Here is a 25330-nt window from a genome sequence, read left to right on the forward strand (position 1 = left end):
ACAAGCCCGCTTTGTCCTGCTCCGCTGCAACGGCTCTATATCAAGCACGAACGACCAATGCATTGGTCAAGGCTACGTCGCAGCGCCCTCCGACTTCTGCTCCATTTGCCCATCCTTGGGATTATTTGTCGCGGCAGCTACGTGTTTTTTCAATGGGAACACTCCGCAGACCACTACAAAGAAAAGAGGTACGAATAGCAAAGCCAACACCGTACCAGATAGCATTCCGCCGATGACTGCGGTGCCTAAAGCGTGTTGAGCCCCTGCCCCGGCCCCAGAGCCCAATACCAGCGGCAGTACGCCTAGAATGAACGCAAGCGAAGTCATCAGCACGGGTCGCAGGCGCATCTTCACTGCATCCATTGCCGACTCAACCAAGCTCTTGCCTTGCCCGTGCAGCTCCTTAGCAAACTCAACAATCAAAATCGCGTTTTTAGAGGCCAAGCCGATTGTGGTCAGCAATCCTACTTGGAAGTAAACATCGTTCATTTTCCAGGTAAGAATTGCCCCTACCAGCGCACCGAGCACGCCAAGCGGTATGACGAGAATGACCGATAATGGAATCACCCAGCTTTCGTATAGAGCAGCTAAGCAAAGGAAGACAAAGAGTATCGAAATGCCATAGAGAATTTCAGTTTGCCCTGACGAAGCCTTTTCTTGATGCGACAACCCTGTCCACTCATAACCAAAGCCTGATGGCAGCTCCGCGACGGCAGCCTCAACTATCGCCATGGCTTCGCCACTTGAAGCGGTGCCAGGAAGCGCCATCCCTAGGATTTCCACCGAAGGAAAGCCATTGTAGCGCTCCAGCTTTGGTGATCCTGACACCCATTGTGCCGTTGCAAACTCGCTAAATGGCACCATCGCGCCCTGGCTGTTGCGCACGTACCATTGACCAATATCCTGTGGCAGCATTCTAAAAGGTGCATCACCCTGCAACATGACCTTCTTCACGCGTCCCCGATCCAAAAAATCGTTGACGTAGCTGCTGCCCCAAGCAGCGGAAAAGGTATCGTTGATATCAGCCATCGATAAGCCCAAAGTGCCTGCCTTGTGCGTATCAATCTCAAGCTTAAATTCAGGTGCATCCTCTTGTCCGTTGGCGCGCACTGCAACCAAACGTGGATCTTTCGTCAGTTTGGCCATCAAAGTATTGCGCGCTTGCATCAAGGCATCGTGCCCAAGGTTTGCCCGATCCTGGAGCATCAAATCAAACCCTGTTGCATTCCCTAACTCGGCAACTGCCGGTGGAGCGAAAGGAACAATCTGAGCGTCTCGCACCCCGGCAAAGGCTTTCCAGGCAGCGTTTGCAACGCCCGACACACCCAACTCTTCAGTGGTGCGTTCAGCCCAGGGACGAAGCCTGATGAATCCTAACCCGATGTTCTGACCGTTACCCGCGAAGCTGAACCCTGATACTGTAAACAGACCCAAGACTGCCTTTTCTTGGTCGACCAAGAAATGATGCTCTACCTGTTTGAGCACCTCATCAGTGCGGTTAGTGGTCGCGCCAGGGGGTAATTGAATCAACGTAAACAAAGTTCCTTGATCCTCGTCAGGTAAAAAGCCCACAGGTATCTTGCTGAACGCCACAACTACCAACGCCAAAAGTACCGTGTAGACGGCCATGTAGCGCTTGGGCCTGCCAAGAATATGCCCAACGATTCCTTGATACCGGTGATTGCCTCGGTCAAAGAGTCGATTGAACCATCCAAAGAATCCTTTGTTGGTCAAGACGTGCCCGGGCGCAACAGGCTTGAGAAATGTGGCGCATAGCGCAGGCGTCAGTATCATGGCCACGAGAACAGACAAAACCATTGCGGAGACAACAGTGATTGAAAACTGCCGGTAGATCACCCCTGCTGATCCACTAAAAAATGCCATCGGGATGAACACTGCTGCCAACACAATAGCCACTCCCACGAGTGCTCCACTGATCTGGCCCATGGACTTTCGCGTGGCTTCCCTAGGCGAAAGCCCATCTTCCGCCATCACCCTTTCCACGTTCTCGACAACGACGATCGCATCATCCACCAACAAACCAATGGCTAATACCATTGCAAACATTGTAAGCGTGTTGATGCTGTAGCCAAACACAGCCAGTACGCCAAATGTGCCTAGTAGCACTACAGGTACGGCAATGGTTGGTATCAAAGTTGCGCGAATATTTTGCAGGAAAAGGAACATAACAAGAAAAACCAGTGCAATTGCTTCCACTAATGTGCGCACCACTTCCTCAATCGAGATGCGTACAAATGGAGTGGTATCGTACGGCTTCTGAACCTTCATGCCGGGCGGGAAAAACCGCTGAAGCTCTGCAAGTTGCGCATCAATAGCTTTAACCGTGTCCAACGCATTGGCGTTGGTGGCGAGTTTGATGCCCAAGCCCGCTGCAGGCTTACCGTTGTAGCGGCTGGAGCTGTTATAGCTTTCGCTACCCAGCTCAATCCTGGCAACATCGCGCAACCGAACCTGCGATCCATCGCTTTGCGTGCGCAGCAGAATGTCCTCGAACTCAGTTGCTGTCCTCAAGCGGGTTTGCGATGTAATGGTAGCATTGAGTTGTTGGTTGGCCTGTGCAGGAAGAGCTCCTATCTGCCCTGACGATACTTGAACGTTCTGCGCCTGGATTGCTTGCTTTACATCTAACGGCGTTAAGCTGAAGTTCAATAGCTTACTGGGATTTATCCACACCCTCATAGCGTACGGAGAGCCAAACAGCGTCGTATCGCCCACACCCTCTACTCGCCCTATCGCATCCTGAACATTGGCAGATACGTAATCAGATAGATCGGCCCCATTCATGCTTCCATCATCTGAAGTAAAAGCAAGAATATTGAGAAAGTTTGTGGCCGACTTGGTAACTTGCACACCCTGCTGCTGAACTTCGGCCGGGAGCAAAGGGGTAGCCAAAGCAAGTTTATTTTGAACTTGGACTTGAGCAGTATCAGAGTTGGTGCCAGTTTCAAAAGTTAAAGTTATCGTAACGGCGCCGGTAGATTCACTCGTTGAGCCCATATAACTTAGGCGATCCAACCCCTTCATCTTTTGTTCAATAACCTGAGTGACCGTATCCTCTAGCATTTTGGCGGATGCGCCAGGGTAATTAGCGGTAATGGCAATAGCCGGTGGAGCGATAGTAGGATACTGTGCAATGGGAAGGCTAATAATTGATAAGATGCCCGCCACCATCACAATAATGGCAAGTACCCAAGCAAAAATCGGTCGATCGATAAAGAAACGCGACATAGTAGATCATCCGCTTATTAAAATGTATAAGACGAAGACGAAGCTTTGTCATCAGGGACTACAGGCTCTTGCCAAGGAGCGGTTGTGACCTCTGTATCCGGCGCCGCCCGCTGATGACCATCAACGACCAGTTTATCGCCAGCCTCCAACCCGTTGCTAACAAGCCATTTATTACCTATTGCTCGCTCAATCAGAAGTTGTCTACGTTGTAGCTTGTTATCTTTACCTACGACATATGCAAATGGCTTACCCGTGGAGTCTCTTGCGACAGCCTGTTGTGGAACGAGCAAGCCATCCTCCTTGACACCCTCTTCCAACAATGCACGCACATACATACCTGGGAGCAAATCGGCACGAGGATTGGGGAAAAGAGCACGAATTGTGATGGAACCGGCAGATGGGTCGACCGTCACGTCGGAAAACTCTAGTTTTCCCTCAAGCGGATAAAGGCTACCGTCCTCCAAGCGTAGCCGGACTTTGGCAGAATCAGCACCTGCTTTTTGCAGCTCTCCGCGCGCTAAAGAACGCTTGAACCGAAGCAATGCGGCACTGGGCTGAGTGACGTCTACATAGATGGGATCGAGTTGCTGGATGGTTGCTAATGCAGTGGACTGGTTGGCGGTTACCAGTGCGCCAGGAGTTATTGTGGATTTGCTGATACGACCTGAGATCGGTGCATCGACGCGTGTATACCCTAGATTGATTCTGCTGCTATCAACGCTAGCTTGAGCGGCTTGAACGTCCGCCTCGCCCTGTCCAAGCGAGGATATCGCATCATCATAATCTTGACGACTTACCGCCTGAAATCTGGATAACTCCTTGTATCTCTGAGTTTTCAATCGCAGGGAAGTCAGAGTGGCTCTTGCTTTAGCCAGCGTGGCTAGGTCATTGTCAAGCGCTGCTTTGTAAGTAGCCGGATCAATCGTGTACAACGCCTGCCTGGTATTTACATCACTCCCCTCCACGAACTCGCGTGTTAACACAATCCCGCTGACCTGCGGACGCACTTCGGCGATTTGAAATGGCGAAGTTCGGCCTGGAAGCTCGCTCGTAAATGCCACTTTCTGAAGCGTGACCTCGACGATTCCAACCTGTGGCGTCCCTTGAGGGGGAGGCGGCCCACCTGGCGCCTTCCCGCAGGCGGCAAGCGCGCCGATTGCGGCGGCGCCCAGTACTGGCAGAAAAATGGAAGCGACTAGCCGATTCATGATAACTCCGAGCACATTGTCGAGGAACGCCGAATAACGATACCGATCAGTACCACAATCTATTTTGACAATTAATAGATGTCAAGGAATACTGTACAGATCGGTTTCGAAATGAGAGATAGATATGCGAATGCTTACGGAGACAAAACGGGCAGCTATTCTTCAGGCAGCGGCCGCCGTATTCCAAGAAGATGGATTCGAGGGTGCGTCCATGGCGAAGGTAGCCGCCTGCGTGGGCGGTTCCAAATCTACGCTGTATCGCTATTACGGCTCCAAAGAGGAGCTGTTCATCGCTGTCAATCAGGACGCTGCCAAGCGCCATATATTGCCAAGTCTTGAGCAATTGCTATCTAGCACTTCCGAAAATCTTTCTGAAGCACTCAAACGCTTTGGGGAGGCAGCGGTAACTATGGTGGCGAGTGAACCCTCTATCAAAATGATGCGCACGGTGATCGGTGAATCTGGCCGCAGTGATATCGGGAGACGGTTCTACGATGAGGGTCAAAAGCTCGGCATTGAAGCGCTAGCGGGCTTCTTCAAGATAAAAATGGATGAGGGCGTCATGCGCAAAACCGACTCGATAGCAGCGGCGAAGCATCTGCTAGCGTTGTTTGATGCCGAAACTGTTTACCCTTGTCTCATGGGTATCAGGGGAGCCCTGACCCCCCCTGAAGTCCAACAAGCGGTTAGTAGAGCGGTCGACACTTACTTGAATGGTTACGCTCTCCAAGCCCAGGGTACGTAGCGGGACTGAGGTATACAGTTAACACGTGTTGATAATGTATATCGACGCTGTCAGTCATGTTTTTTAAACGTTTACTTGACAGCCGCAATATAAAACTCTTGTCCAAAAGAAGTTTGATGCTCTAGCAAGCCCCTCTACTTGAGGTTTGAGGCATATGCCATCGAGAACGCCTCTGAGACACTGGCAAATCTCCGACCCCTCCATAAATGCCACCCACGCCGCGCTAGTCCTATTTTTGACCGCAAAAACTGATGACCAAGATGCAGGCTTCAGGGACACTGCCAAAAATGCGATCAGCTAGCTCCCCCCGGCTAGCACCACCCCATTTACCTAGTCATTGATCGAAACGGTCTGGCGGATCGTACACAAAATCAGTGAGTGATCCCTTGGGGCAATGCGGTTTCCGCCCAACCCAGTTGCTAAGCGTCGGAATACCATAAAAGGATACCTATCAGGTCAGATCCTCAGCATACGACGGAGAAGCTAAGTGGGACGCTACTGCACCTTACTCGCTGGCCCCTACGTTCGTGGACTCCCCCACTGGCTAGGACTGTCGGATGCGTGGCCACCAGCTAAACGCCGTGGGCTTAACAGGCACATTGACGAGGAGAGGAATAGAAATGTATTTTGTATACAGTACACACACTTAAGGCCCTAGTAATGGATAAGCTCACCACGCCAACTCAACTGATTGAGCGAGTATACGAGACGATTCTCGACGCGATCTGCGAGGGGACGCTCAAGCCCAATGAGCGGATCACCCAAGAAGGCCTGGCGACGACATTAGGGGTTTCTCGCCAACCTATCTTGCAGGCATTCCAAATTCTAAAGCGTGAAGGCTTCATTGAGGAAAGTGGGCGCAAGGGTGTCGCCGTTACCCCATTGGACGCAGGGAAATTGGTTCACCTCTATCAAGTGCGCGGAGCCTTGGATGCACTCGCCGCTCGCAGTGCTGCCAAGCGTTTTGTAATAGTGAGCGCAAAACCATTCCGGGCTACTGTCGAAGCCCTGTTGGCTGAGGGCCGCATTGCTGCTGGAAGTAACGATACCCGAGCATTGGTAAGAATGGATATGGCCTTTCACAAACTCGTGTATGAACTCTCTGGCAACCCTGTGATTGTTGAGACCAGCGAACTACATTGGCATCACATTCGGCGCGCCATGAGCTCCATTCTTCAAAACGACGTTCGCACGTTCAAAGGTGTATGGGATGAACATGAAGCAATCATTGAAGCAATTTTATGTGGCCACGAGGATGAAGCAGCTTCCTTGGCTCAAAGACATGCCGAAAGTGCAGCTGAGCACCTGGCCAAGATTCTTCATGAACCTGAACATGCGTCCAAATTGAGTAGAGCATGATCGCACCATTGCCCTAATCCAGCGAACCGCGCTTTGACTTCTCGCCAGAGGCCCTCTTACTCCAAACGCCAGCTTAAATAGGCTCCGAACATGCACATGCTAGTGCATGAGTGCCTGCGAAAAACCCGTCAAGCTTCGGAGCGGGCACCGTTGGCTAGCTGATCCTTCAGAGGAGGAATGCCCAGGCGGCGAAGCACACGATAGAGCGATTGCCTACATATTCCCAGTGACCGGGCTGCCGCACTCATGTTCCAGCGGCAATCGTTGAGTACCCCGAGGACATCATCACGTTCGCCCGAATGCTCAGGGGAAGGAACAGCCGAGTTGACGAGGGTCAATGTTGGCGTCCCGTAAGAGCCGGAGCTCGTGGCTCTTTTAAAAAAATTAGCGGGCAAATCATCTCGCTGGATACGGTGGCCCTCCATGACCGCACATGCATAACGGATTACGGCTCGCATCTGCCTCAGATTACCGGGCCAATCATGATTTAGCAGAAGCGGCCATACGTCAGCTGACACCACGTTACGAGGCTCACAACCGGGTATTTCATGTTGGATCATATTGCAAAGCAGCTGGCCACGATCGGTACGCTCCCGAAGCGGGGGCAACTGTATTACCCCTGTTGCGATCCGGTAGAAAAGGTCTTCACGGAACGCACCTGTCTCAACCAAGTCAGTGAGGTTCTGGTGCGTTGCGCAAATCAGCGCGAAATCGACCGAGACACTTTGTTCTGCTCCCAGTGGAGTGACCTCTTTTTCAGAGATCACACGCAACAAACGAGTTTGCTGCTCGTAAGGCATGTCGCCAATCTCATCCAGGAACAGTGTACCCCTGTCCGATTGCAACACTTTCCCTTTCTTGCCGCAGGTCAACGCACCTGAAAACGCGCCTTTGGAGTAGCCAAACAACTCGCTTTCAATCAGGCTTTCTGGGATGGATGCACAATTCAATGCCACCAATTGTGCACCACTACGTTGGCCGTGCTCATGGAGAGCCCGGGCAAGAACCTCCTTCCCCGTGCCAGTTTCACCTTGAATCAATACCGCGATTCCCCGCTGCATTAACTTCAGGCCACGTTGAAAAGCTTGGCGCACCTGAGGGTCAGCATCATGGGCAATGTCGCAACCGGGGCGATGTGTAGCAGCAAGAGCAGAAAGAGGAGCTCGTTCACAGATAGAGGGCATCAACGTCACCTTTATTTTTATAGCTTGTGACTATCTCGACTTCTAGGTTTTTGGCCCTGAAGTCGACAGTGCATGGCAGCCCCACAATAGGTGTGCATATCTATATTTTCCAATCCATAATCAGGCATCTATTGATACCTTTCCGAGCATCATGATCGAGCTACGGCACCTCCAATATTTTCGCGTTCTGGCTGAAACCTTGCACTTCGGTCATGCTGCGAACCGTTTGCACATCTCGCAGCCGCCGCTCTCCAGGCAGATTGCTTTGCTGGAGAATGAACTGGGTGTGATGCTGTTTGATCGTTCACGTCGGCGGGTACAGTTGACGGCTGCGGGAGAGCGTTTTTACATCGATACAGGGACGATGTTTGCCGCTTTCGAGCAAGCTAAAAAGAACGCCCTCGCAGCCGCCAGAGGTGCTGCTGGTCAGCTGTCGGTGGGATTCATGATGTCCACGGCCTATAGCATCACCCCAGCGATCACCAGGCGATATGCTGCACTTTACCCACAAGTGAACCTTAAGCTCACCGAAACCCTGCCTCTGGAATTGGCCGACGACATTACCAGCGGCAACAAGGATGTGGCCATTATGTATATGCCGCAGGACTGTGCAGGATTAGAAACTGTCACGATTTATCGTGAAGAGATGAATTTGGTGCTGCCTCCAGGACATCGCTTGCTAGATCAGCAACTCATCTCTCCAAGGGATCTCGCCGGTGAGACCTTCATCATCACGCCACGGCGCATCGCGCCGGCGCTGCACGACATGATTCTTAGCTATTGCCTGAAGAACGGAGTGACGCCTAATGTCGGCCTAGAAATCAACATGCAGCAAACCATCGTTAACCTTGTAGGGGAAGGTCTTGGCATCGCTATTGTTCCGCGCTCAATGTGTAGTATGCGGCTGCCCACCACGACCTTTCGCCCTTTATTCGATGCCCCAGTCATCGAAGTCGTGGCGGTGTGGAAAGTAGACAATCACAACCCGTGCATCGCCACATTCATCGAAAGTGCCGCGCAAGCTGGCGCGCAAGCTGAAAAGGAGGCCAGCCGAACGGCTTAACCGCTCGCCGCTAGGCTCGCCTGTAAAGTAGCCGTCTTAAATTTCAAGGATTCCGGAAGCCATGTATCCCCCATCCACGGGGATTACATGCCCACTGATGAAAGACGCATCTTCCGATGCGAGGAATGCCACAGCTCCAGCGACTTCATCCGGCGTCCCGTACCGGCGCATAGGAACACCCCGAGTGAAGGATTCACGAGTCGCCGCTGAATGCAGGGTTTGTGTGAGAGGCGTATCGATGGGGCCTGGGGCCACACCGTTTACCGTAATCCCAAACTCGGCTAGCTCAACTGCCATTTGGCGAGTCAATCCAATGATCGCTGACTTTGAGGTGCCATATGCGGTACGCCCCATGCTCGCCCTCATTCCGCTAATTGACGCAAGATTAATGATTCGCCCCCAGTTACGCTGTCGCATAAGGCGCGCAGCATACTGGCCACACAGTAGAGTGCCGGTGACGTTCACATTCATCACGCGCTGCCAGTCGCTTAAGTCACAGTCCAAAAAAGCCTGAGTCTTGGCAATGCCTGCATTATTCACAAGCACATCGCAACGCTCTAGATCTGCAAACGCAGCGGAAACAGAATCCGCATTGCCAATGTCAAGTAACAGGGTTCTGGCCTTGATGCCCTGAGCTTGCAGCCTCGCAACCATTTCTGCAGCGGCATGCTCATTGATATCTGCAACAATCACACTATGACCATCGTGCCCGAGTCGCTCAGCGATGGCCGCGCCAATCCCCATAGCAGCACCAGTCACTAAAGCAACACGTCCCGCCACTCTTTCTTTTGTGTCCTGCTTGATTGATCTGTTCATCCACACTCCTAAAGAAAACCAATAGAGATCCAGGGGAAGCACGCCACGATAATCAGCGCTACTACAAGACCTGCGAGGTACCCCCAAACTCGATTGATCACATGATCGGAAGACGTCTTGCTGATCGCGCAAGCGGCATAGAAGCCAACGCCCAAAGGTGGGGCGAACAGGCCGATCCCCATGGCGAGGATTACAACCATTGCGTAGTGCACCGGATGAATCCCGAGCATCTCCGCCAGCGGAAACATCAAGGGGCCGAAGAGCACGATTGCCGGAATTCCTTCGAGCACGCTGCCGAGGACAAGGAAAGTGATGATGGTTACGATCATGAAGCCAGCGGCCCCGCCTGGAATCTCGCTGATGAGGTCTACCAGATTGGCGGAGAAACCAGACTGCGTAAGCGCCCAGGCCATGGCTGAAGCCATCCCGATGATTAACAGAATTGCGCCTGATAGGGCAGCCGCCTCAATCATCATAGGGTAGACACGCTTGAACTCGATGTGACGCATGAATAGATGCATCACCAGCCCCACCAGAACGACATAAGCAACGCCTATGGTGGAGACCTCGGTGGCCGTTGCAGCGCCTTCGAGTACTGCGACACGAATGAGCAATGGTAACGCCAGAGCTGGGACTGCAAAGAGGAAAGTCTTCGCCACAACGGAAAACGGAGCGCGCTCTATCTTTGGAGCCAACTCTTTGCGCGAGCGCCACCAACAAACCATGGCAATCACCAAAGTCGCTACGACAGCTGGCATCAGCCCGCCTATGAAAAGGGCAGTAATTGAAACGCTACAGACAGCACCGATGGTGATCAGCACAAGGCTTGGGGGAATGGTTTCCGTCATTGCTCCAGTTGCAGCCAGCAGCGCAGCTAACTCCTCTGGCTTTGAACCTCGTTTCTTCATCTCAGGGAAAAGAGCGGGCGCGACAGCGGCCATGTCCGCAACCTTGGAACCAGAAATGCCAGAAACTAGGAACATTGCGCCCAGTAAAACGTACTGAAGCCCTCCTTTCACATGACCTAGCAATGCGGCCATGAAATCAATCAAAGTGCGCGCCATGCCAGATAGTTGTAGAACTACTCCAAGCAATACGAATAGGGGCACCGCAAGCAGCACCATATGAGACATCCCCTCGTCCATTCTCCCAACGACAATGGACAACGGCGCGTGAGTAGCCAGCGCAAGGTAAGCCATGGTCGCGGTTCCAAACGCGAAGGCGATTGGGATGCCCCCAAAGACACAAGCGCCCAAGAGAACAAGGAAAAAAACTACCAAATTGTAATTGCCTATCTGGGCCAGGATCGGTTGCGCTAAGAACAATGAGGCGCTCACCACCGCAACCACAGCCACGCCGGCAATGAATTGACGCAGAGTGGAATAACGCGCCATACGAGCCACCGCTGCCAGTAGCATCAGGATCGCTCCGACGGGCAGAGCAGCTGCCCGCACCCCGTCCGGGATTCCGAGGGCTGGAGTGGTGATGGACATCTGTTCGTGGGAGTGAACCATCGCCGGCGTGATGATCATGGCGACGAACAAAACCACGATGAGCGCGGATAGAGTTTCCGAGAACCCACGCCATGCGGCGGGCAATTTGTTAACAAAAGCAGACATGCGCATGTGCTCACCACGATCCAGTGCGAGCACAGCACCAAACATCGCTAGCCAGATGAACAGCGAGGAAGCCAGTTCGTCCGCCCATACCAGTGGGCTATGCATCACATACCGGGAAATGACGCCAGCAAGCAGCACTCCCGTTTCGATAAGCATCAGTGCCACAGCGGCAGCTTCGACGACGCGCATAGTGCAATGATTGAGACAGGTCAGCGCCCGGGCCGGCAGGCGTTTTGAAGATGTGGAGGCCGGAACAGCCGAGATACCCATCACGACAAAGTCCCCGAATAGCTTTCAAGAATCTTCCAGCCGGTCTCGCCGAAGTTTTCGCGCCATTGCCTGTAGTAGCCGGCGTCGCGCAGCTTGTCTCGGAATGGCGCACCGGCTGAATCAACTACTTCCAATCCCTTGGCCTTGAGCGTTTCGCGAATGCTCTTCTCCATTACCGCCAAGTCGGCGCGCTGCCCGGCTGCTGCAGCATCGACGTGTTTGCGCACAACGCCCTGAACGTCCAATGGAAGTTTGGCAAACGAAGCGGCGTTGCCAAGCATCCAGAAGCCATCCCAAGCATGATTGGTCAACGAACAATACTTCTGCACTTCATAAAGTTTGGCAGAGTTCACCAAGGTGAGCGGATTCTCCTGACCCTCTACGATGCGGGTCTGTAGTGCTGAATAAACCTCAGCAAAGTTAATACTGGTAGGGGCCGCTTCAAATGCCCGGAACATAGACATGATGATTGGGCTGGGTGGCACCCGAAGCTTCATGCCTACCAGATCCTCTGGCTTGACCACCGCCCGAGTGCTGGTCGTCGTTACGCGAAAACCGTTATTCCAGATTTTGTCGAACGCGAACAATGTCTCTGTCTTCTCAATTTCCCCCCGCACGTAGGCCCCGAGCTCACCGTCCAAGGCCGACCATACCTTTTCATAGTTTTCGAATGCGAAACCAACGGCGCTGATTTGAGCTGCGGGCACTAATGTGCCTAAGATGACAGGAGACAATGCGAACATGTCCACTGCGCCAGAACGCACTTGTGCCAATGTATCCGTATCACTTCCTAACTGGCTGCTAGGAAAGATCTGCATCTGTACCGCACCGTTAGTCTCCTCCCGGATAGCTTTGGCCATTTCGCGAGCGCGCGCATTCATCGGATGCGTGATATGCATGTTATTAGCGAACTTAAGCTTGAATTCAGCCGCCATACTTCTTGGACTGTAGAGGCCAACCCCGGCAGCAGCGAACGCGGCTGACGCAAGCGTGGCCGTCTTTATAAAACCTCGACGCGAGAAATAACTCATGTAGCTCTCCTGACGTTATTGTTCTTATTGACCAACCCGACATTACGGAGATGGTGGATGTCAGTACCAAAGCAAATCAGGTGCCATCGCCCGCTGAGTTGCCAATAAGACACGGGGGAGCCCAACAAGAATCATGCAACTACATGAATTACCTAAAAAATAAAGCCCGGATTTGGATGTATCAATTTGTTTAACGCGGTCTCTTCAGATTGTTAGAGAGGCGACAGCTGTCGCCTAAGGGTGTCACCTTAACGTTTCTTCAAGGCGACACCAGTTGCGGACAATTTACCAAGCCATCCTTGATTCCTGAGGTTAATCCCCCGTACTAGAAGGATCACAGCTATTACAACCTATGTTGGCACCCCTCTTGCTATAACTCGACAAACAACATCAAAAGAGGAAATACCTCATGGCACTGCCAGTCATTACGGGTTGGTATCATTCCCAGTTCGGAAAGTTTGACCAGCTTGATCCGGAACAAATGATGTCGGACGCTGCACTCGGCGCGCTCCAGCATGCAGAAATTTCTGCGGAACAGATAGATTCCGTCCACGTCGGGCATTTCAATGCCGGCTTTCTTTATCAAGACTTCCCCTCCCCTTTGCTGGCAAACCGTATACCGGAGTTACGCTTCACCCCTTCCGTTCGGGTTGAAAATGCATGCTCAACTGGCTCAGCCGCCATCCATTCTGCTCTGCAAGCAGTGCTCAGCGGGCAATCCAAGCACGCGCTGGTAATTGGATTTGAAAAGATGAACACGCTGCCGACAGCAGAGGTCGGCAAAATTCTGCTCAAATGCTGCTACGCCAAGGAGGAGGCGTATACAGAAGGCGGGTTCGCCGGAGTATTCGGCACCATCGCGCAGGAGTATTTCGATCGCTACGGCGATCAGTCAGACGCACTTGCGATGATCGCAGCCAAAAATCACGCCAATGGCGCTCTGAACCCATACGCCCATATGCGCCGTGATTTCGGCTTTGACTTCTGTCGGACGCCTTCTGAAAAGAACCCCTTCGTTGCAGGGCCTCTGAAGCGCACAGACTGCTCCCTTATTACCGACGGCGCCGCTGCACTCGTGATCAGTCGTGAAGATCTTATCGGAGGCCGGCAGGGTTGCGTTCGGTTCCTGGCAGCATCGCAGGTCAATGACTATATGCCACTTTCACGTCGAGACCCGACGTTCTTCGAAGGCGCTTCCCGTGCTTGGCAGCAAGCCCTATCGACCGCTGGGTTGAGTCTAAGCGACCTATCCCTGGTGGAGACCCATGACTGCTTCACTATCGCAGAACTAATCGAATACGAAGCAATGGGCCTCGCCGAGCGCGGTCAGGGAGCCCGCGTGATCGCCGAGGGCATCAGCCGCAAAGACGGTCGACTGCCAATCAACCCTTCTGGGGGACTCAAGTCCAAGGGCCATCCCATTGGGGCAACCGGGGTATCAATGCATGTGATGGCGGCAATGCAACTGACTGGCCAAGCAGGCGAAATGCAGCTCTCCACAGCCGACCGTGCCGGCGTCTTCAACATGGGAGGGGCTGCAGTAACGAACTATGTGAGCATTTTGGAGCGAGTGAAATGATGGGCATCGATAACGTAATGAACTTGGGTGAACTACTCAATCAAATCGCCCGCCGCTACCCAGAAGCGCCTGGCTTTATCCGTGGCTCCAATATTCACACGTGGAAGGAGATTTCGCATCGTGTGGATAGCGTTGCTGCCGCCTTGCGTGCTCGAGGTCTTGGCAAGGGCGACAAGCTGCTCGTGCATTCACGCAATAATTTGCCACTATTTGAAAGCGCCTGGGTCGCCTTCCGACTGGGAATGGTATGGGTGCCGACCAACGTGCGAATCACCCCTTCTGAAGCGGCATATCTGGGCAGCTCAAGCGGCGCGGTTGCCATGCTTTACGACAGCGGCTTAGCACACTACGTGGACGCCGTCCGCGCCGAATCTCCCGCATTGCAAGTTGTCATTTCAATAGATGAACCCCGTGAAAGCGAGCTCAGTTATGAGCAGTTGCTGGACGAAGGCGCGCCTAATCGCGAGGCGTTCCGAGCGGCTGAGGTGACATATCATGATCCGCTTTGGTTCTTCTACACGTCTGGTACCACAGGGCACCCGAAAGCCGGTGTTCTCACTCACGGCCAAATGGCGTTCGTCATCAACAATCACATCGCAGATTTGATGCCGGGCCTGAGCAAGGAATCATGCTCACTGGTACTTGCTCCGTTGTCACACGGCGCCGGTATCCACGCCTTGGTCAATGTAGCGCGCGGTGCAGCCTGCGTATTGCCTGCAGGTGACAAGCTTGATTGCGATGAAGCATGGGGGCTCGTACAAAAGTACAAGGTAGACAACCTGTTTACGGTACCCACCATCGTTAAGATGCTCACAGAAGATTCCTCTGTAGATCGGTATGACCACAGTAGCCTGAAGCATGTGATCTATGCAGGTGCACCTATGTACCGAGCTGATCAGCGCCATGCGTTGAAGAAGCTTGGAAAGGTGCTGGTTCAGTATTACGGGCTTGGCGAGGTGACGGGCAATATTACTGTCCTGCCCGCCGACTGCCACGATCCTGAGGACACGCAGGGGGCCAAGATCGGTAGTTGCGGTTACCCACGTACCGGAATGCAAGTAGCCATTCTGGACGAGGACGGCACGGAGCTTGAAACAGGCGTCGACGGTGAGATCTGCGTGCGGGGCCCAGCTGTTTTCAGCGGCTACTATAACAACCCTAAAGCCAACGAAAGCTGCTTTAAGTTTGGATGGTTTCATACTGGCGACTTGGGGCATGTCGACGAACACGGTTACCTATACATCACTGGACGCGCTTCGGACATGTATATCTCTGGCGGTTCGAACGTTTACCCAAGAGAGATCGAAGAGGCGTTGCTATCTCACCCGTCAGTCAACGAAGCAGCCGTACTCGGGCTTCCTGACGCCAAGTGGGGGGAATGCGGCTGTGCAGTTATCGTGACCACATCTGACGTTACCGACGAGGAGCTGTTTGCCCACCTAGAGCCAAGGATCGCCCGGTACAAGTGGCCTAAACGCTTCGTTCGCTGGAGTGAGATGCCCAAATCGGGCTACGGCAAGATTGTCAAAAAGCAAATCCGCACGTTGCTGGAAGAGCGTGAGGAGTTGGCGCTATGACCCCCCACCTCAAAGACTCTAATGGCGTGCGCATGTTCGTTCATGGAGGCGAGCCTCAAGGCCTCCGTCTGCTGGATCATGAAGTGCAGCGCTCCAACGAACTGCGCATTGTACTTCCTTTGGGCAGCAATGTCGGCGCTGAGCTAGTAGCAGCGCTGCAGGGCCAACATTTCAGCAGTGCAGTCGGACGCATTTTGTGCGGTGGGGCGGGTCACCTGAGTTATCACCGAATGGAGTCCACGGACAAGCTATCCCGGCCGTACGACTATGGGACACCCGTAGTCCTGGACGGATACATCACCTTCATCAGCGGATCTATCACAATAGGTCGGGATGCCTGCGGGGAATTATTGCTTCACTGCCATGCAGGGTTCATCGACCGTGATGGCTGCCAACACGGGGGGCATGTGTTGCTCAACGAGTTGTATGTCGGTAGCGAGAACCTGGTAATTCAGCTTTGCCTGTTCGATCAAGTGACGTACCAGTTGCAGTCGGATGAGGAGACTCACTTCACTCTGTTTCACCCTGTGTTACAGGAGGCCTTATGAGCACCCCTTCCACTCTGGATACAAACTCAGAATCCACCACCGTCCAAAAAGGCAATCTTGGAAGGTTGATAATCGCCCGCTTAAAACCAAATGAAGACATCATCGAAAGCGCTGAAGCACTGTGCAGCCAGCACGGTGTCAAATTTGCGGTGGTTCGCAGCGGCCTAGGAAGTCTAATTGATGCCGAGCTTAACTACCTAGGTCGCCAAGGAATGAAAAAAATAGATGTACCAGGGCCTGGCGTGGAAATTTTGAGCTTGAGCGGCGAGGTGGTTTCTGGACAAAGCAGATTACAGGCGGTTGTAGCAGATACCGATGGGAAGATTTTTGCCGGGCGCTTGGAGCGGGGACGAAACCTTTCGTTCATTACCATCGAACTGACCCTACAAGAATGGCTACCAGAATAATCCTCAGGTATCAGGTCAAGTAAAACAGGGGGAATGACGAACTCATTATCGGCGATCGGCTATCCAACGTCTGTGGATAATGTGGGGTGACTATTATCAGGCCGCCCTAAATCCTACAATATCCTCTTGCCTCCTGGACTATCCTAAGATGAGATCATGCCGGCGGCGACTGCGCCTCAATTATGTAGCGACGGGTGCAATGTAGGGGTCGTGGCTGCTGGGTGAGGCTTAGTTTGGCAATACGTCACAATCCGAAAATAGAAGACATAGCAGCGATCAAAAAAATAGCCTGCAGTTGTCCCTCCGCCATTGCAACTCCAATTAAAGCAGCGCCCGGGCGCTTGCACCAAGTGCACGGGCATTTTTCAGCATTAATGCCAGTGCTTACACTTCGAAAGCTTCCCTACCCCGGGATTAAACATGTTGCAAGGATCAATCTCTTGATAAAACTTCTTAAGTGCTGGTTTCGCGGGGTACAGATGCCCCACATTATGCTCTGCAGGATACTCAGCGCCACGCTCATCAAGTAGTTTCCACATGGCGTGCTCGATATCGAGACAATTACTTCCCTTGCGCACGATATAATCCTGATGAAAAACGTGGCAGAAGAAGTGTCCATAATACATCTTCACGATCATTTTCTGATCAATATTTTCGGGGAGGGTCTCGAACCAATCTGAGTCATTTCGGGCCAGTGCGATATCCAAAGCGACAATGTCCTCCACAGTATCGTCATGAATCGCCCGGTACCGCACGGCTGCACCAGCAGCGGCGAACCGGTGCAGGAATGCTTTTGCGCCCTCATCATCCGTGCAACGGAAGTAATCTCCTTCTCGTCCTCCGAACAGATCGTTAAGCACAGCTTCCACCTGGGCAATTGTGTCTTTTGAAACCTTGAGCATCAAATGGTGCTCAAAACGCCGGCGGAAATCCTGCATCCGGGCGGGCAGATGATCAGGAAAGCATCGAGCCAATAATTGGAGAGCGCGGTCAGCAAAGTTCGACGGGAGCCATCCAAATCGATTCAGCTTGGTGTCAACCAAGCTCTTGAGCGCGAACATTTTCGGCAATCGTTGTGTGCCGAAATGATGGATCATCAAGAAGGTGTCTTTACCGTACTCCGCAGCGACGTCATATGCATCCCTGTGCATGTATTCCCCGGCGATAGGGAGCTTGGGAAAGTTCTCCAGCATTTGCCTACGGATTTGCGTGAGGTCAGCCGTATCGTTACTCCCTATGTAGAAAACTGCTGTCTCTTTCTCCGCCGGGAACGTATCCAAACGAACGGCGAAGACGGCGAGCTTGCCAGCGCTGCCACTGACTTCATGCAGTCGCTGAGGGTCAGCGTTAAAACGAGCAGGCGTGGGCGCATCGACATCCCTGACATGTTCGGCATATCTGTCATCAGATCCGCGGCCGGCATCTGGCTGAACGTCGGCTTCTGAGTACAACCCCATCTCTAGATTGTGAAGGATTTCCTCAGGCGTCCCCCCTAACGCAACCCCTAGATGGTTGATCAGACTAACCTTACCTTCTGAGTCGACCTGCGCATACAATGCCATCTCGGTAAAAGCCGGGCCACGACGAATAAGCGATCCCCCTGAGTTGTTGCAAACGCCGCCAAACACCGATGCACCTATGCATGACGAGCCAATCACAGAGTGCGGCTCGCGGCCTAATGGTTTGAGCAGCTTCTCAAGTTGATCCAAAGTTGAGCCGGGGAAACAGATCACTTGCAGGCCGTTCTCTATAACCTGGACGCGGCGCATTCTCAGCGTGCTGATAATCACCACCTCACGGTCATAGAAGCCATCAGGGGTAGAGCCACCAGTCAGACCGGTGTTGGCGGCCTGCATGATGATGATCTTAACTGCGGCGACGCATGCCTTCACCACCTGCCATTGCTCTAGCAGTGAACCTGGCTGTACCACAGCCAACGCAGTTCCCGTGCCAAATCGAAATCCATGGCGAAAGCGGACGGTGTCATTGGCTTCAGTTAATACGTGAGCGGCACCAACAATTGTTTGAAACTGGGCGATGAGCTCTGAAGCACTGAGTAGCCGATCAGAAACCGCAGCAATATTAGCTGTCATGGTAAGGCTCGCAAGTTGGCGCGCTCGTGCGCGCGAGATTTATTGTGCCTCGGAAGATATTGTCGCCAAAGCCATCATTCAAATATATTGTTCTGATTAATCAATCATTATCGGTGATCAATTATGGAGCTCCGGCACCTGCGCTATTTTGTAGCTCTGGCAGAAGAGCGCCACTTCGGGCGTGCGGCAAAACGCCTGCACATCGTCCAGCCCGCCCTAAGTATGCAAATACGAGATCTTGAGGCCGAACTAGGCACCGCCCTTCTGATACGAACCAGTCGCCGAGTGGAGGTGACCGAGGCGGGCGCAATTTTTTATGAAGAAGCCCTACGTGTCTTGGCCCAAGCAGATCGTGCAGTGACCGTGGGACAGAGAATGGGCCGTGGAGAGATTGGGCTAATTCGGGTGGGCTACTCAGAAAACGCCGCGTTCGCCGGGATAGTGACGCAAGCACTCCGAGAGTTTCGCCGCCAATACCCAGGCGCACAGATGGAGCTCTCAGAGGTATCTCCATTTGTCCAGGCTGCAGCAATACTTGAGGATAAGATTGACGTAGGGTTCACCCCACCTTTTCATCAGAACCTACCTGAGGGCTTGACGAGAATTCCACTGAGCGATTGTCAGTGGATGATTGGCCTGAGCTCTGAGCACCCGCTCGCCGCGGAATCTGAATTGGGAGGAAGAGACCTGCATAACCAGAGTTTCGTCGTCTGTGCAGAGCCTTATGCTGATGAGGCGCAAGCTGCAGTGCTTCGCAGGCTGATCGGTCAAGAGCCTAAAATTTCCATACGCACGCCCAACTGGATTACGGTGCTGACCCTGGCTGCAGCAGGTTATGGGATGGCGTTGGTACCGTCCTCACTTTCAAGCGTGCCCATCGTAGGAGTCGCCTATCGCCCTATAAGGGCATTCAAGGAGCGGTCACATCTGAATCTAGTGATTCGAGACAACGAATACATACCTGTTGCGATTGCCTTCACCTCTGTAGTGCGATCTCTTATTGAAAGTCAAAAAGCTGTTTAGGTGGCAACCTGATCTGGTGAAGTAATCTTGGACACCGATTAAGGTTCACGCCGCCATCCGATAAAGACTTCCAAAAGGCAGGCATTGTGTCCTCAGCCCATCCCTAATCCACCTTCAAAACAATAACGATTGTTGCGGACAACGATACGGTCGTTCTGCGTGCCCCTACCTGGGGCCAATGTCCCCAGGCTTTGATCCCGCTGTAGTGTTATGTCCTATTAATTATTTAACTTTATCTCTTCCCCTGCTATGGCAATCTCTCCCCTCGATCAAGCTTTATAGCTGGACACATCAATCTCGCTGTCCGATTCAGTCAACAACGCTGGCGTGCAAAATCAAGCATGAATTTTCCACCCCTCTAAAATTGAACTCGCGAACCTGTAGGGGCGAGATAAAACGCTTCACATATCTAAAAATGTCGTACTGCCAAGACACTAAAGGAAAAAATAATGAAGTCTAAAGATTATATATCTTCAGTCGGCAGATTGGGGAGCGTTGTAGCTCTCACTTGGGCAAGTAGCTCTTATGCGGGCCTTGATTTGGATATGACAGACTTCGTCCCAGCCCCTCCAGGAACAGACGCTATACTGTCATACACAACCTTCGCAAAACGAAGTACCTACACTGCCAATGGCGAAACTAAGATCGATAGAGATACTAAGCTAAACTCCGTTACGGAGATCTTACGATACGTTCATTACATGGACTTGGGCGGCTATACATTCGCACCACAAGTTCTCGTCCCTTTAGCACACCTCTATGACGGCAAAATCGGCGGCGCATCTTTGGGTGACTCTTCAGGGATGGGAGATACCATTCTCGCGGCGCCATTATGGCTTCTAAATGGAGAAGACACCAAGTTTGTAGTGGTTCCGTACCTTTTCGTCCCTATAGGCTCCTACAATAGCGATAAAGCCCTCAATGTTGGCGAAAATCGATGGAAATTCGACTTACAAATGGGCGGAACCCAGAAAATAGCTGACGACTTTCTTCTCCAGGGATCTGTTGAGACTATGTGGTATGGCTCCAATAATGACGCCAGCGCTGGCAATCGCACTAAGCTGGAGCAGGACAACAGTTACCAAGCTCAGCTTTGGCTTTCTTACACGCCTCCCACTGACAAGCGGTGGACGTTTGGTGCTGGCTATTCAAAAACTTGGGCAGGCGAACAGACCATTGACGGCGTCGACAATGGCGTAGCGACCAAAGTGTCCCAAGCCCGGCTGCAAGCTTCTAGATTTATTACCCCGACCTTCCAGCTACAGGGGCTCGTACAGCGAGACTTGGAGATGGAGGGAGGCTTCAAGGAAGATTTCCACTTCACCCTCCGAGTCCTGAAGGTTTTTTAAAGCCTTTTGGCGATGAACAGTTAGAGCCACCCAAGCAAGCGCAATTGCTTAGGTGGCTTCGTACACCAAGCCCCGCACCTCTGCGGGCACACACCCCGCTTGCCCTCCAGCGCTACCACCTCTCCAACGATGCACTCGATCACCAGAAATCGGTTGAGCAGTAGGCGTCACATTCGCTGCGCGAAACAGGAGAGCCGACAAGCCACCTTCCTCAAGCGAAAGCGCCCAGCGACTCGTTAAAGCTGAATGTCTCCCATCGCCACACGGTTGCATTACGAACGACCCCACCCCGCCTTTCAGGACTGTGGTCTTAGGCCCCGTGAGAATGTCAGCGCCTAGGAGGTTCTGACGGGGCGGATAGAAACCAAGCCGTGAGAAAAGCCAGCCTTCTAAGGCGGCTCCCGTACAGAGCAACGCGTCCTAGAGCGCACCAATGAGGGACGGCATGAGGACATTCTTGCCACCAGTCATAGCCAAAATCGCCAGCGCACCCTGATGGCGCGAAAATTGCTTTTTTAAGCTATTGCGGATTACGAGTAGGCGCGAGAGTTGGTCGCCACAAGATTCATAATGCGGTGTGCTGGGAGGTGAACATGATCGGGTGCTTGAAAAAGGAGTCGGTAACGGTTGATCGCGTACCGTTTATCTTCGATACGGCCTCGGTGGGCTACGAGCGCGCTTTTGACTACTGGTCAGAAGCCGTTACAGCACATTTTAGCCCTACACAAAACACCATGACATCGCCCAGAACAGCTTTTTATGGCCGTATGGAAATTCTCTCGGTCGGACTGTTGAACGTGTCCCACCTTAAAACCAGCGCGATGCGAAACGTGCGAGATTTGTCATCGTTACGCAACATTCCGAATGACGATTTTTTCGTAATGGCTGTAGATGGCGGCGCCGGTGGTAAGCTATCCCAACTGGGCAGAGAGGTATTCCTCGGCCCTGGCGACCTAATGATTTACGATTCTGCACGTGAGTTTTCATTCGAGTTCCTTGGCGAAACCGATGTATATCTTGCACAGGTTCCAAGACGGCTTTTAGAAGCCCGCATCAAAAACCCCGAAAGCCTTATTGCTCGGGCTATTAGCCATAAGGATCCACTTGGATGCATGTTGCTCACGATGGTCAAAAGTTTCATGCAGCTTGACCATGGCTTTAACCCTCACAACCTAACCAGTCTCAGCAAAAGCTTCGTTGACATGCTGGCATCGTCGTTAGAGTGCAGCCTGATCAACTCCGAGCTTTCCAGCGCGCATAGCAACTTGTTAGAAAAAGCAAAAAACATTATAAGTAGCAGCTTGGAAGATCCGAACTTTGACGTAAGTCAACTAGCATACTCTCTGGGCGCGTCACCAAGGACGATTTGCAGAGTATTTGCAGCCGAGGGCACTACTGCAACTAAATATATTTGGCAGAATAGGCTAATATTGGCTCGCGAGCTGATCACAGAAGGTAACATAAAACAAGTAAGCCAAATTGCATTGCGCTGCGGCTTCAACGACTTTTCCCACTTTAGCCGATCCTTCAAGAAAGAGTTTAATACTACTCCCAAGCAGCTTCTCAATTCACGCTTGGCGTAGTCCGGCGTCGCCCCCTCCTCCACGCCTATTTTACTCTGACCTAACCTCCCCTTCCTTCGCCTCCATGGCGGCCGTGGTCAATTTTTCTGTCCGCTACGGCCAAGCCGACAACCCCCTTCGCCGGTAAAATCGCGCACATGCAACGAAAGATTAAGTATTGGCGAACTAATAGCTAGAAAAGTGGAGCGCATATGCATTATAAGACCATATCTGATATTTCGGACGACATCCGAAATAAGCAACTCTCTCCAGTTGAGCTAACTCAATATATGCTGGACAGGATTGAAAAACAGGATGGCCAGGCTAAAAGCTATGTCTGCGTGACCGCAACACATGCACTCACGCAGGCCAGAACAGCCGAACAAGAAATCGTGCGAGGCCAGTGGAGAGGCCCTCTACATGGGATTCCTATCGGCATAAAAGATCTCCTTTACACCAAGTTCGCACCTACCACCGGTGGAACTTTATTGAACCAAGATTTCACGCCAAACTTTAACGCCACAGTTGTTGATCGGCTTGAGGACTCAGGTGCTATCGTCTTAGGCAAACTTAAGACAACTGAGCAAGCATTTACCGATCACCATCCGTCGGTTACAAGGCCGGTGAATCCTTGGAACGCTGAGCGCTGGTCTGGCGTTTCATCGTCAGGATCTGGTGTAGCAACAGCCAAAGGGCTCGCGTTCGCTACTATTGGAAGCGACACCGGCGGTTCTATCAGATTGCCATCGGCCGCGAATGGCCTGACATCCATCAAGCCAACTTGGGGCCGCGTGAGCCGCTATGGCGTCTTTCCTATGGCGGATTCCTTTGATCATGTTGGGCCGATGGCAAGGAACGCTATTGACGTCGGGATCATGCTAAACGCTATTGCCGGCGCCGACCGTAATGATCCGACAGCATCTCACTGTCCTGTCCCGGATTACACGGCTGACTGCACGAAGAACATCAGGGGTATAAAAATTGGCCTTCCTGCCAACTACGTAAAATCCGGGTCGTCAGCAGAAATCGTAGATGCGTGGATGGATACGGCGAAAGTCTTTGAGAGCCTCGGAGCCACATTGGCTGTCATTGACTACCCGAATTGCGATCAAGCCATCAATGACTGGAGCACCATAGCTGCAGCTGAGACAGCGCTTAGCCATAAAGCTACATATCCTGCACAGCACCACAAATACGGCCCGGTTCTGTCGGCGTTTCTTGATATTGGCCAAAAGGTGAGCGGCATTGACTTCGCCGCAGCAAGCATTCGCCGCATTGGTTTCAACGAGCAAGTCAACGCTCTTTTCCAGGATGTTCAGTTGTTCCTCGTACCAGTGCTAGGCGGTGCTGTGCCTACATCAGATGAATGGCTGAGCTTGGCAGGGGCCGACTTTGCTCCCTACCTCCAATACACCATCCCTGCCGATATGACCGGTGGCCCGACAATGACATTTCCGGTCGGCTTCGACCGTAACGGGCTACCGATTGTCATGCAGCTGTGTGGGCCGCATTTCTCGGAAGCCCTGTTGTGCCAAGTGGTTGCGGAGTTTCAACGCCTAACTGACTGGCACACCCGTCACCCCGAAGGCTGACTCACTGCGCCGCCGAAGTACGGTTCGCCACGGGTGCCCGTTGTTGACACGACACTTGCCCAAATTGAGCTGAGTTGCCGCCTAAACAGATGATGAGATGAGGAAGAATCCATGTCACATGACCACAGTCACGATCACGACAATGATCACACCGCACCACCTTCAGAGATGGAGCTGCGCGTTAAAGCACTCGAAACATTGCTTGTAGAGAAAGGCATCGTCAATACAGATGCCATTGACGAGCTGATCCAAACCTACGAGTTTCGTATCGGGCCGAAAAATGGAGCCAAGGTCGTTGCTCGAGCCTGGATCGATCCGGAATACAAGAAACGACTCCTGGAGAACTCCACGGCGGCGATTGCGGAGTTGGGCTTTTCGGGTGTTCAGGGCGAAGACATGACCGTAGTCGAAAACACAGATTCGGTACACAACGTTACTGTCTGCACTCTATGCTCCTGCTACCCATGGCCTACCCTGGGACTTCCACCGACCTGGTACAAATCGGCCGCCTACCGGTCGCGCATCGTTCTTGAACCACGAGCTGTTCTGAAAGAGTTCGGTCTCGAAGTAAGCGCTCAAAAAGAAGTCCGAGTCTGGGACAGCAATGCTGATCTGCGCTACCTGGTCTTGCCTCAACGCCCAGCGGGGACTGATGACTGGACTGAGGAGCAACTAATCGAGCTCGTAACGCGGGATTCGATGATTGGTGTCGGCGTAGCAGCCGCTCCCACCCTCTAAGCAGGAGAGCCTAAATGAACGGTATTCATGACTGTGGTGGTATGCACGGGATCGGGCCAATCGTCGTCGAAGAAAATGAGCCTCTTTTCCATGCGCCTTGGGAACGCCGGATGTTCGGCATGTTCATCGCTGTATTCGGTGCTGGTGTCTATAACGTGGATGAATTCCGATTTGCGATTGAGCGGATGAAGCCTACCGACTACCTAACAACCACTTACTACGAAAAGTGGTTTCACTCGCTGTCGATAATGCTGGCGGAGAAGGGAATTATTTCTCCGGATGAGTTGAGCGCGAAAATCGAATCACTTCGGGGATAGA

General features: G+C 52.6%; 20 protein-coding genes. 13 read left to right on the plus strand and 7 right to left on the minus strand.

The genetic code is table 11. The annotated features are described in order from the left end of the window. Window positions 1-72: 72 nt before the first annotated feature. Both Q8X51_RS18140 and Q8X51_RS18145 read right to left on the minus strand, forming a co-directional pair. Complete coding sequence (locus Q8X51_RS18140; RefSeq protein ID WP_407694023.1) at window positions 73-3249, minus strand: efflux RND transporter permease subunit; 3177 nt, start codon at window positions 3247-3249, stop codon at window positions 73-75. Between the two features lie 17 nt (window positions 3250-3266). Continuing rightward, a complete protein-coding gene (locus tag Q8X51_RS18145) occupies window positions 3267-4457 on the minus strand; it encodes an efflux RND transporter periplasmic adaptor subunit (RefSeq protein ID WP_407694022.1) in 1191 nt (396 codons plus the stop codon). 124 nt (window positions 4458-4581) lie between these two features. Here Q8X51_RS18145 and Q8X51_RS18150 point away from each other — a divergent pair, with 124 nt between their 5' ends. Together Q8X51_RS18150 and Q8X51_RS18155 are read left to right on the plus strand one after the other, a co-directional pair. Further along, on the plus strand, window positions 4582-5202 hold the full coding sequence (locus Q8X51_RS18150; protein ID WP_407694021.1) for a TetR/AcrR family transcriptional regulator: 621 nt from the start codon (window positions 4582-4584) through the stop codon (window positions 5200-5202). Window positions 5203-5862: 660 nt separating this feature from the next. Beyond that, entirely contained in the window at window positions 5863-6561 is a 699-nt protein-coding gene (locus Q8X51_RS18155) for a GntR family transcriptional regulator (protein ID WP_407694020.1), read from the plus strand. 128 nt (window positions 6562-6689) lie between these two features. Here Q8X51_RS18155 and Q8X51_RS18160 read toward each other — a convergent pair whose 3' ends face one another. Continuing rightward, entirely contained in the window at window positions 6690-7745 is a 1056-nt protein-coding gene (locus tag Q8X51_RS18160; protein WP_407694019.1) for a sigma-54-dependent Fis family transcriptional regulator, read from the minus strand. Between the two features lie 151 nt (window positions 7746-7896). Here Q8X51_RS18160 and Q8X51_RS18165 point away from each other — a divergent pair, with 151 nt between their 5' ends. After that, window positions 7897-8808, plus strand: a complete 912-nt coding sequence (locus Q8X51_RS18165; protein ID WP_407694018.1) for a LysR family transcriptional regulator — start codon at window positions 7897-7899, stop codon at window positions 8806-8808. 36 nt (window positions 8809-8844) lie between these two features. Here the strand turns inward: Q8X51_RS18165 and Q8X51_RS18170 are convergent, their stop codons facing one another. The 3 genes from Q8X51_RS18170 to Q8X51_RS18180 all read right to left on the minus strand — a co-directional run bounded on the left by Q8X51_RS18170 (window position 8845) and on the right by Q8X51_RS18180 (window position 12544). Then, window positions 8845-9624, minus strand: coding sequence for an SDR family NAD(P)-dependent oxidoreductase (locus Q8X51_RS18170; RefSeq protein ID WP_407694017.1), 780 nt, complete (start codon window positions 9622-9624; stop codon window positions 8845-8847). An 8-nt stretch (window positions 9625-9632) separates the two neighbouring features. Continuing rightward, window positions 9633-11432 (minus strand): TRAP transporter large permease, encoded by a 1800-nt coding sequence (locus tag Q8X51_RS18175; RefSeq protein ID WP_407694016.1) that lies wholly within the window; start codon window positions 11430-11432, stop codon window positions 9633-9635. An 80-nt stretch (window positions 11433-11512) separates the two neighbouring features. Next, window positions 11513-12544 carry a TRAP transporter substrate-binding protein gene (locus Q8X51_RS18180; protein ID WP_407694015.1) on the minus strand — a complete coding sequence of 344 codons (1032 nt, stop codon included), beginning with the start codon at window positions 12542-12544 and terminating at the stop codon, window positions 11513-11515. 409 nt (window positions 12545-12953) lie between these two features. Between Q8X51_RS18180 and Q8X51_RS18185 the strand changes: the two genes are divergently transcribed. From Q8X51_RS18185 to Q8X51_RS18200, 4 genes are read left to right on the plus strand one after another with little or no spacing between them, the layout of a single operon-like run. Next, entirely contained in the window at window positions 12954-14123 is a 1170-nt protein-coding gene (locus tag Q8X51_RS18185) for an acetyl-CoA acetyltransferase (RefSeq protein ID WP_407694014.1), read from the plus strand. After that, on the plus strand, window positions 14120-15700 hold the full coding sequence (locus Q8X51_RS18190) for an acyl-CoA synthetase (protein WP_407694013.1): 1581 nt from the start codon (window positions 14120-14122) through the stop codon (window positions 15698-15700). Before Q8X51_RS18185 ends, Q8X51_RS18190 begins: the two co-directional genes overlap by 4 nt. Then, window positions 15697-16248, plus strand: coding sequence for a hypothetical protein (locus Q8X51_RS18195; RefSeq protein ID WP_407694012.1), 552 nt, complete (start codon window positions 15697-15699; stop codon window positions 16246-16248). Before Q8X51_RS18190 ends, Q8X51_RS18195 begins: the two co-directional genes overlap by 4 nt. After that, entirely contained in the window at window positions 16245-16655 is a 411-nt protein-coding gene (locus tag Q8X51_RS18200) for a PPC domain-containing DNA-binding protein (RefSeq protein WP_407694011.1), read from the plus strand. Before Q8X51_RS18195 ends, Q8X51_RS18200 begins: the two co-directional genes overlap by 4 nt. Window positions 16656-17026: 371 nt before the next feature. Here Q8X51_RS18200 and dld read toward each other — a convergent pair whose 3' ends face one another. Next, window positions 17027-18748 carry a D-lactate dehydrogenase gene (dld, locus tag Q8X51_RS18205; RefSeq protein ID WP_407694010.1) on the minus strand — a complete coding sequence of 574 codons (1722 nt, stop codon included), beginning with the start codon at window positions 18746-18748 and terminating at the stop codon, window positions 17027-17029. 123 nt (window positions 18749-18871) lie between these two features. Between dld and Q8X51_RS18210 the strand changes: the two genes are divergently transcribed. The 6 genes from Q8X51_RS18210 to Q8X51_RS18235 all read left to right on the plus strand — a co-directional run bounded on the left by Q8X51_RS18210 (window position 18872) and on the right by Q8X51_RS18235 (window position 25329). After that, window positions 18872-19771, plus strand: a complete 900-nt coding sequence (locus Q8X51_RS18210) for a LysR substrate-binding domain-containing protein (RefSeq protein WP_407694009.1) — start codon at window positions 18872-18874, stop codon at window positions 19769-19771. 449 nt (window positions 19772-20220) lie between these two features. Next, a complete protein-coding gene (locus Q8X51_RS18215) occupies window positions 20221-21120 on the plus strand; it encodes a transporter (RefSeq protein WP_407694008.1) in 900 nt (299 codons plus the stop codon). 593 nt (window positions 21121-21713) lie between these two features. After that, window positions 21714-22703, plus strand: a complete 990-nt coding sequence (locus Q8X51_RS18220) for a helix-turn-helix domain-containing protein (protein ID WP_407694007.1) — start codon at window positions 21714-21716, stop codon at window positions 22701-22703. A 191-nt stretch (window positions 22704-22894) separates the two neighbouring features. Next, window positions 22895-24274: an amidase gene (locus Q8X51_RS18225; RefSeq protein ID WP_407694006.1), complete on the plus strand. Its 1380-nt coding sequence runs from the start codon at window positions 22895-22897 to the stop codon at window positions 24272-24274. A gap of 111 nt (window positions 24275-24385) precedes the next feature. After that, window positions 24386-25012 (plus strand): nitrile hydratase subunit alpha, encoded by a 627-nt coding sequence (nthA, locus tag Q8X51_RS18230; RefSeq protein WP_407694005.1) that lies wholly within the window; start codon window positions 24386-24388, stop codon window positions 25010-25012. A gap of 14 nt (window positions 25013-25026) precedes the next feature. Then, complete coding sequence (locus Q8X51_RS18235) at window positions 25027-25329, plus strand: hypothetical protein (protein WP_407694004.1); 303 nt, start codon at window positions 25027-25029, stop codon at window positions 25327-25329. Window position 25330 lies beyond the last annotated feature (1 nt).

The organism is Pseudomonas sp. Yb2C2 (assembly GCF_052112325.1).
GTDB classification, from domain to species: domain Bacteria; phylum Pseudomonadota; class Gammaproteobacteria; order Pseudomonadales; family Pseudomonadaceae; genus Aquipseudomonas; species Aquipseudomonas marginalis.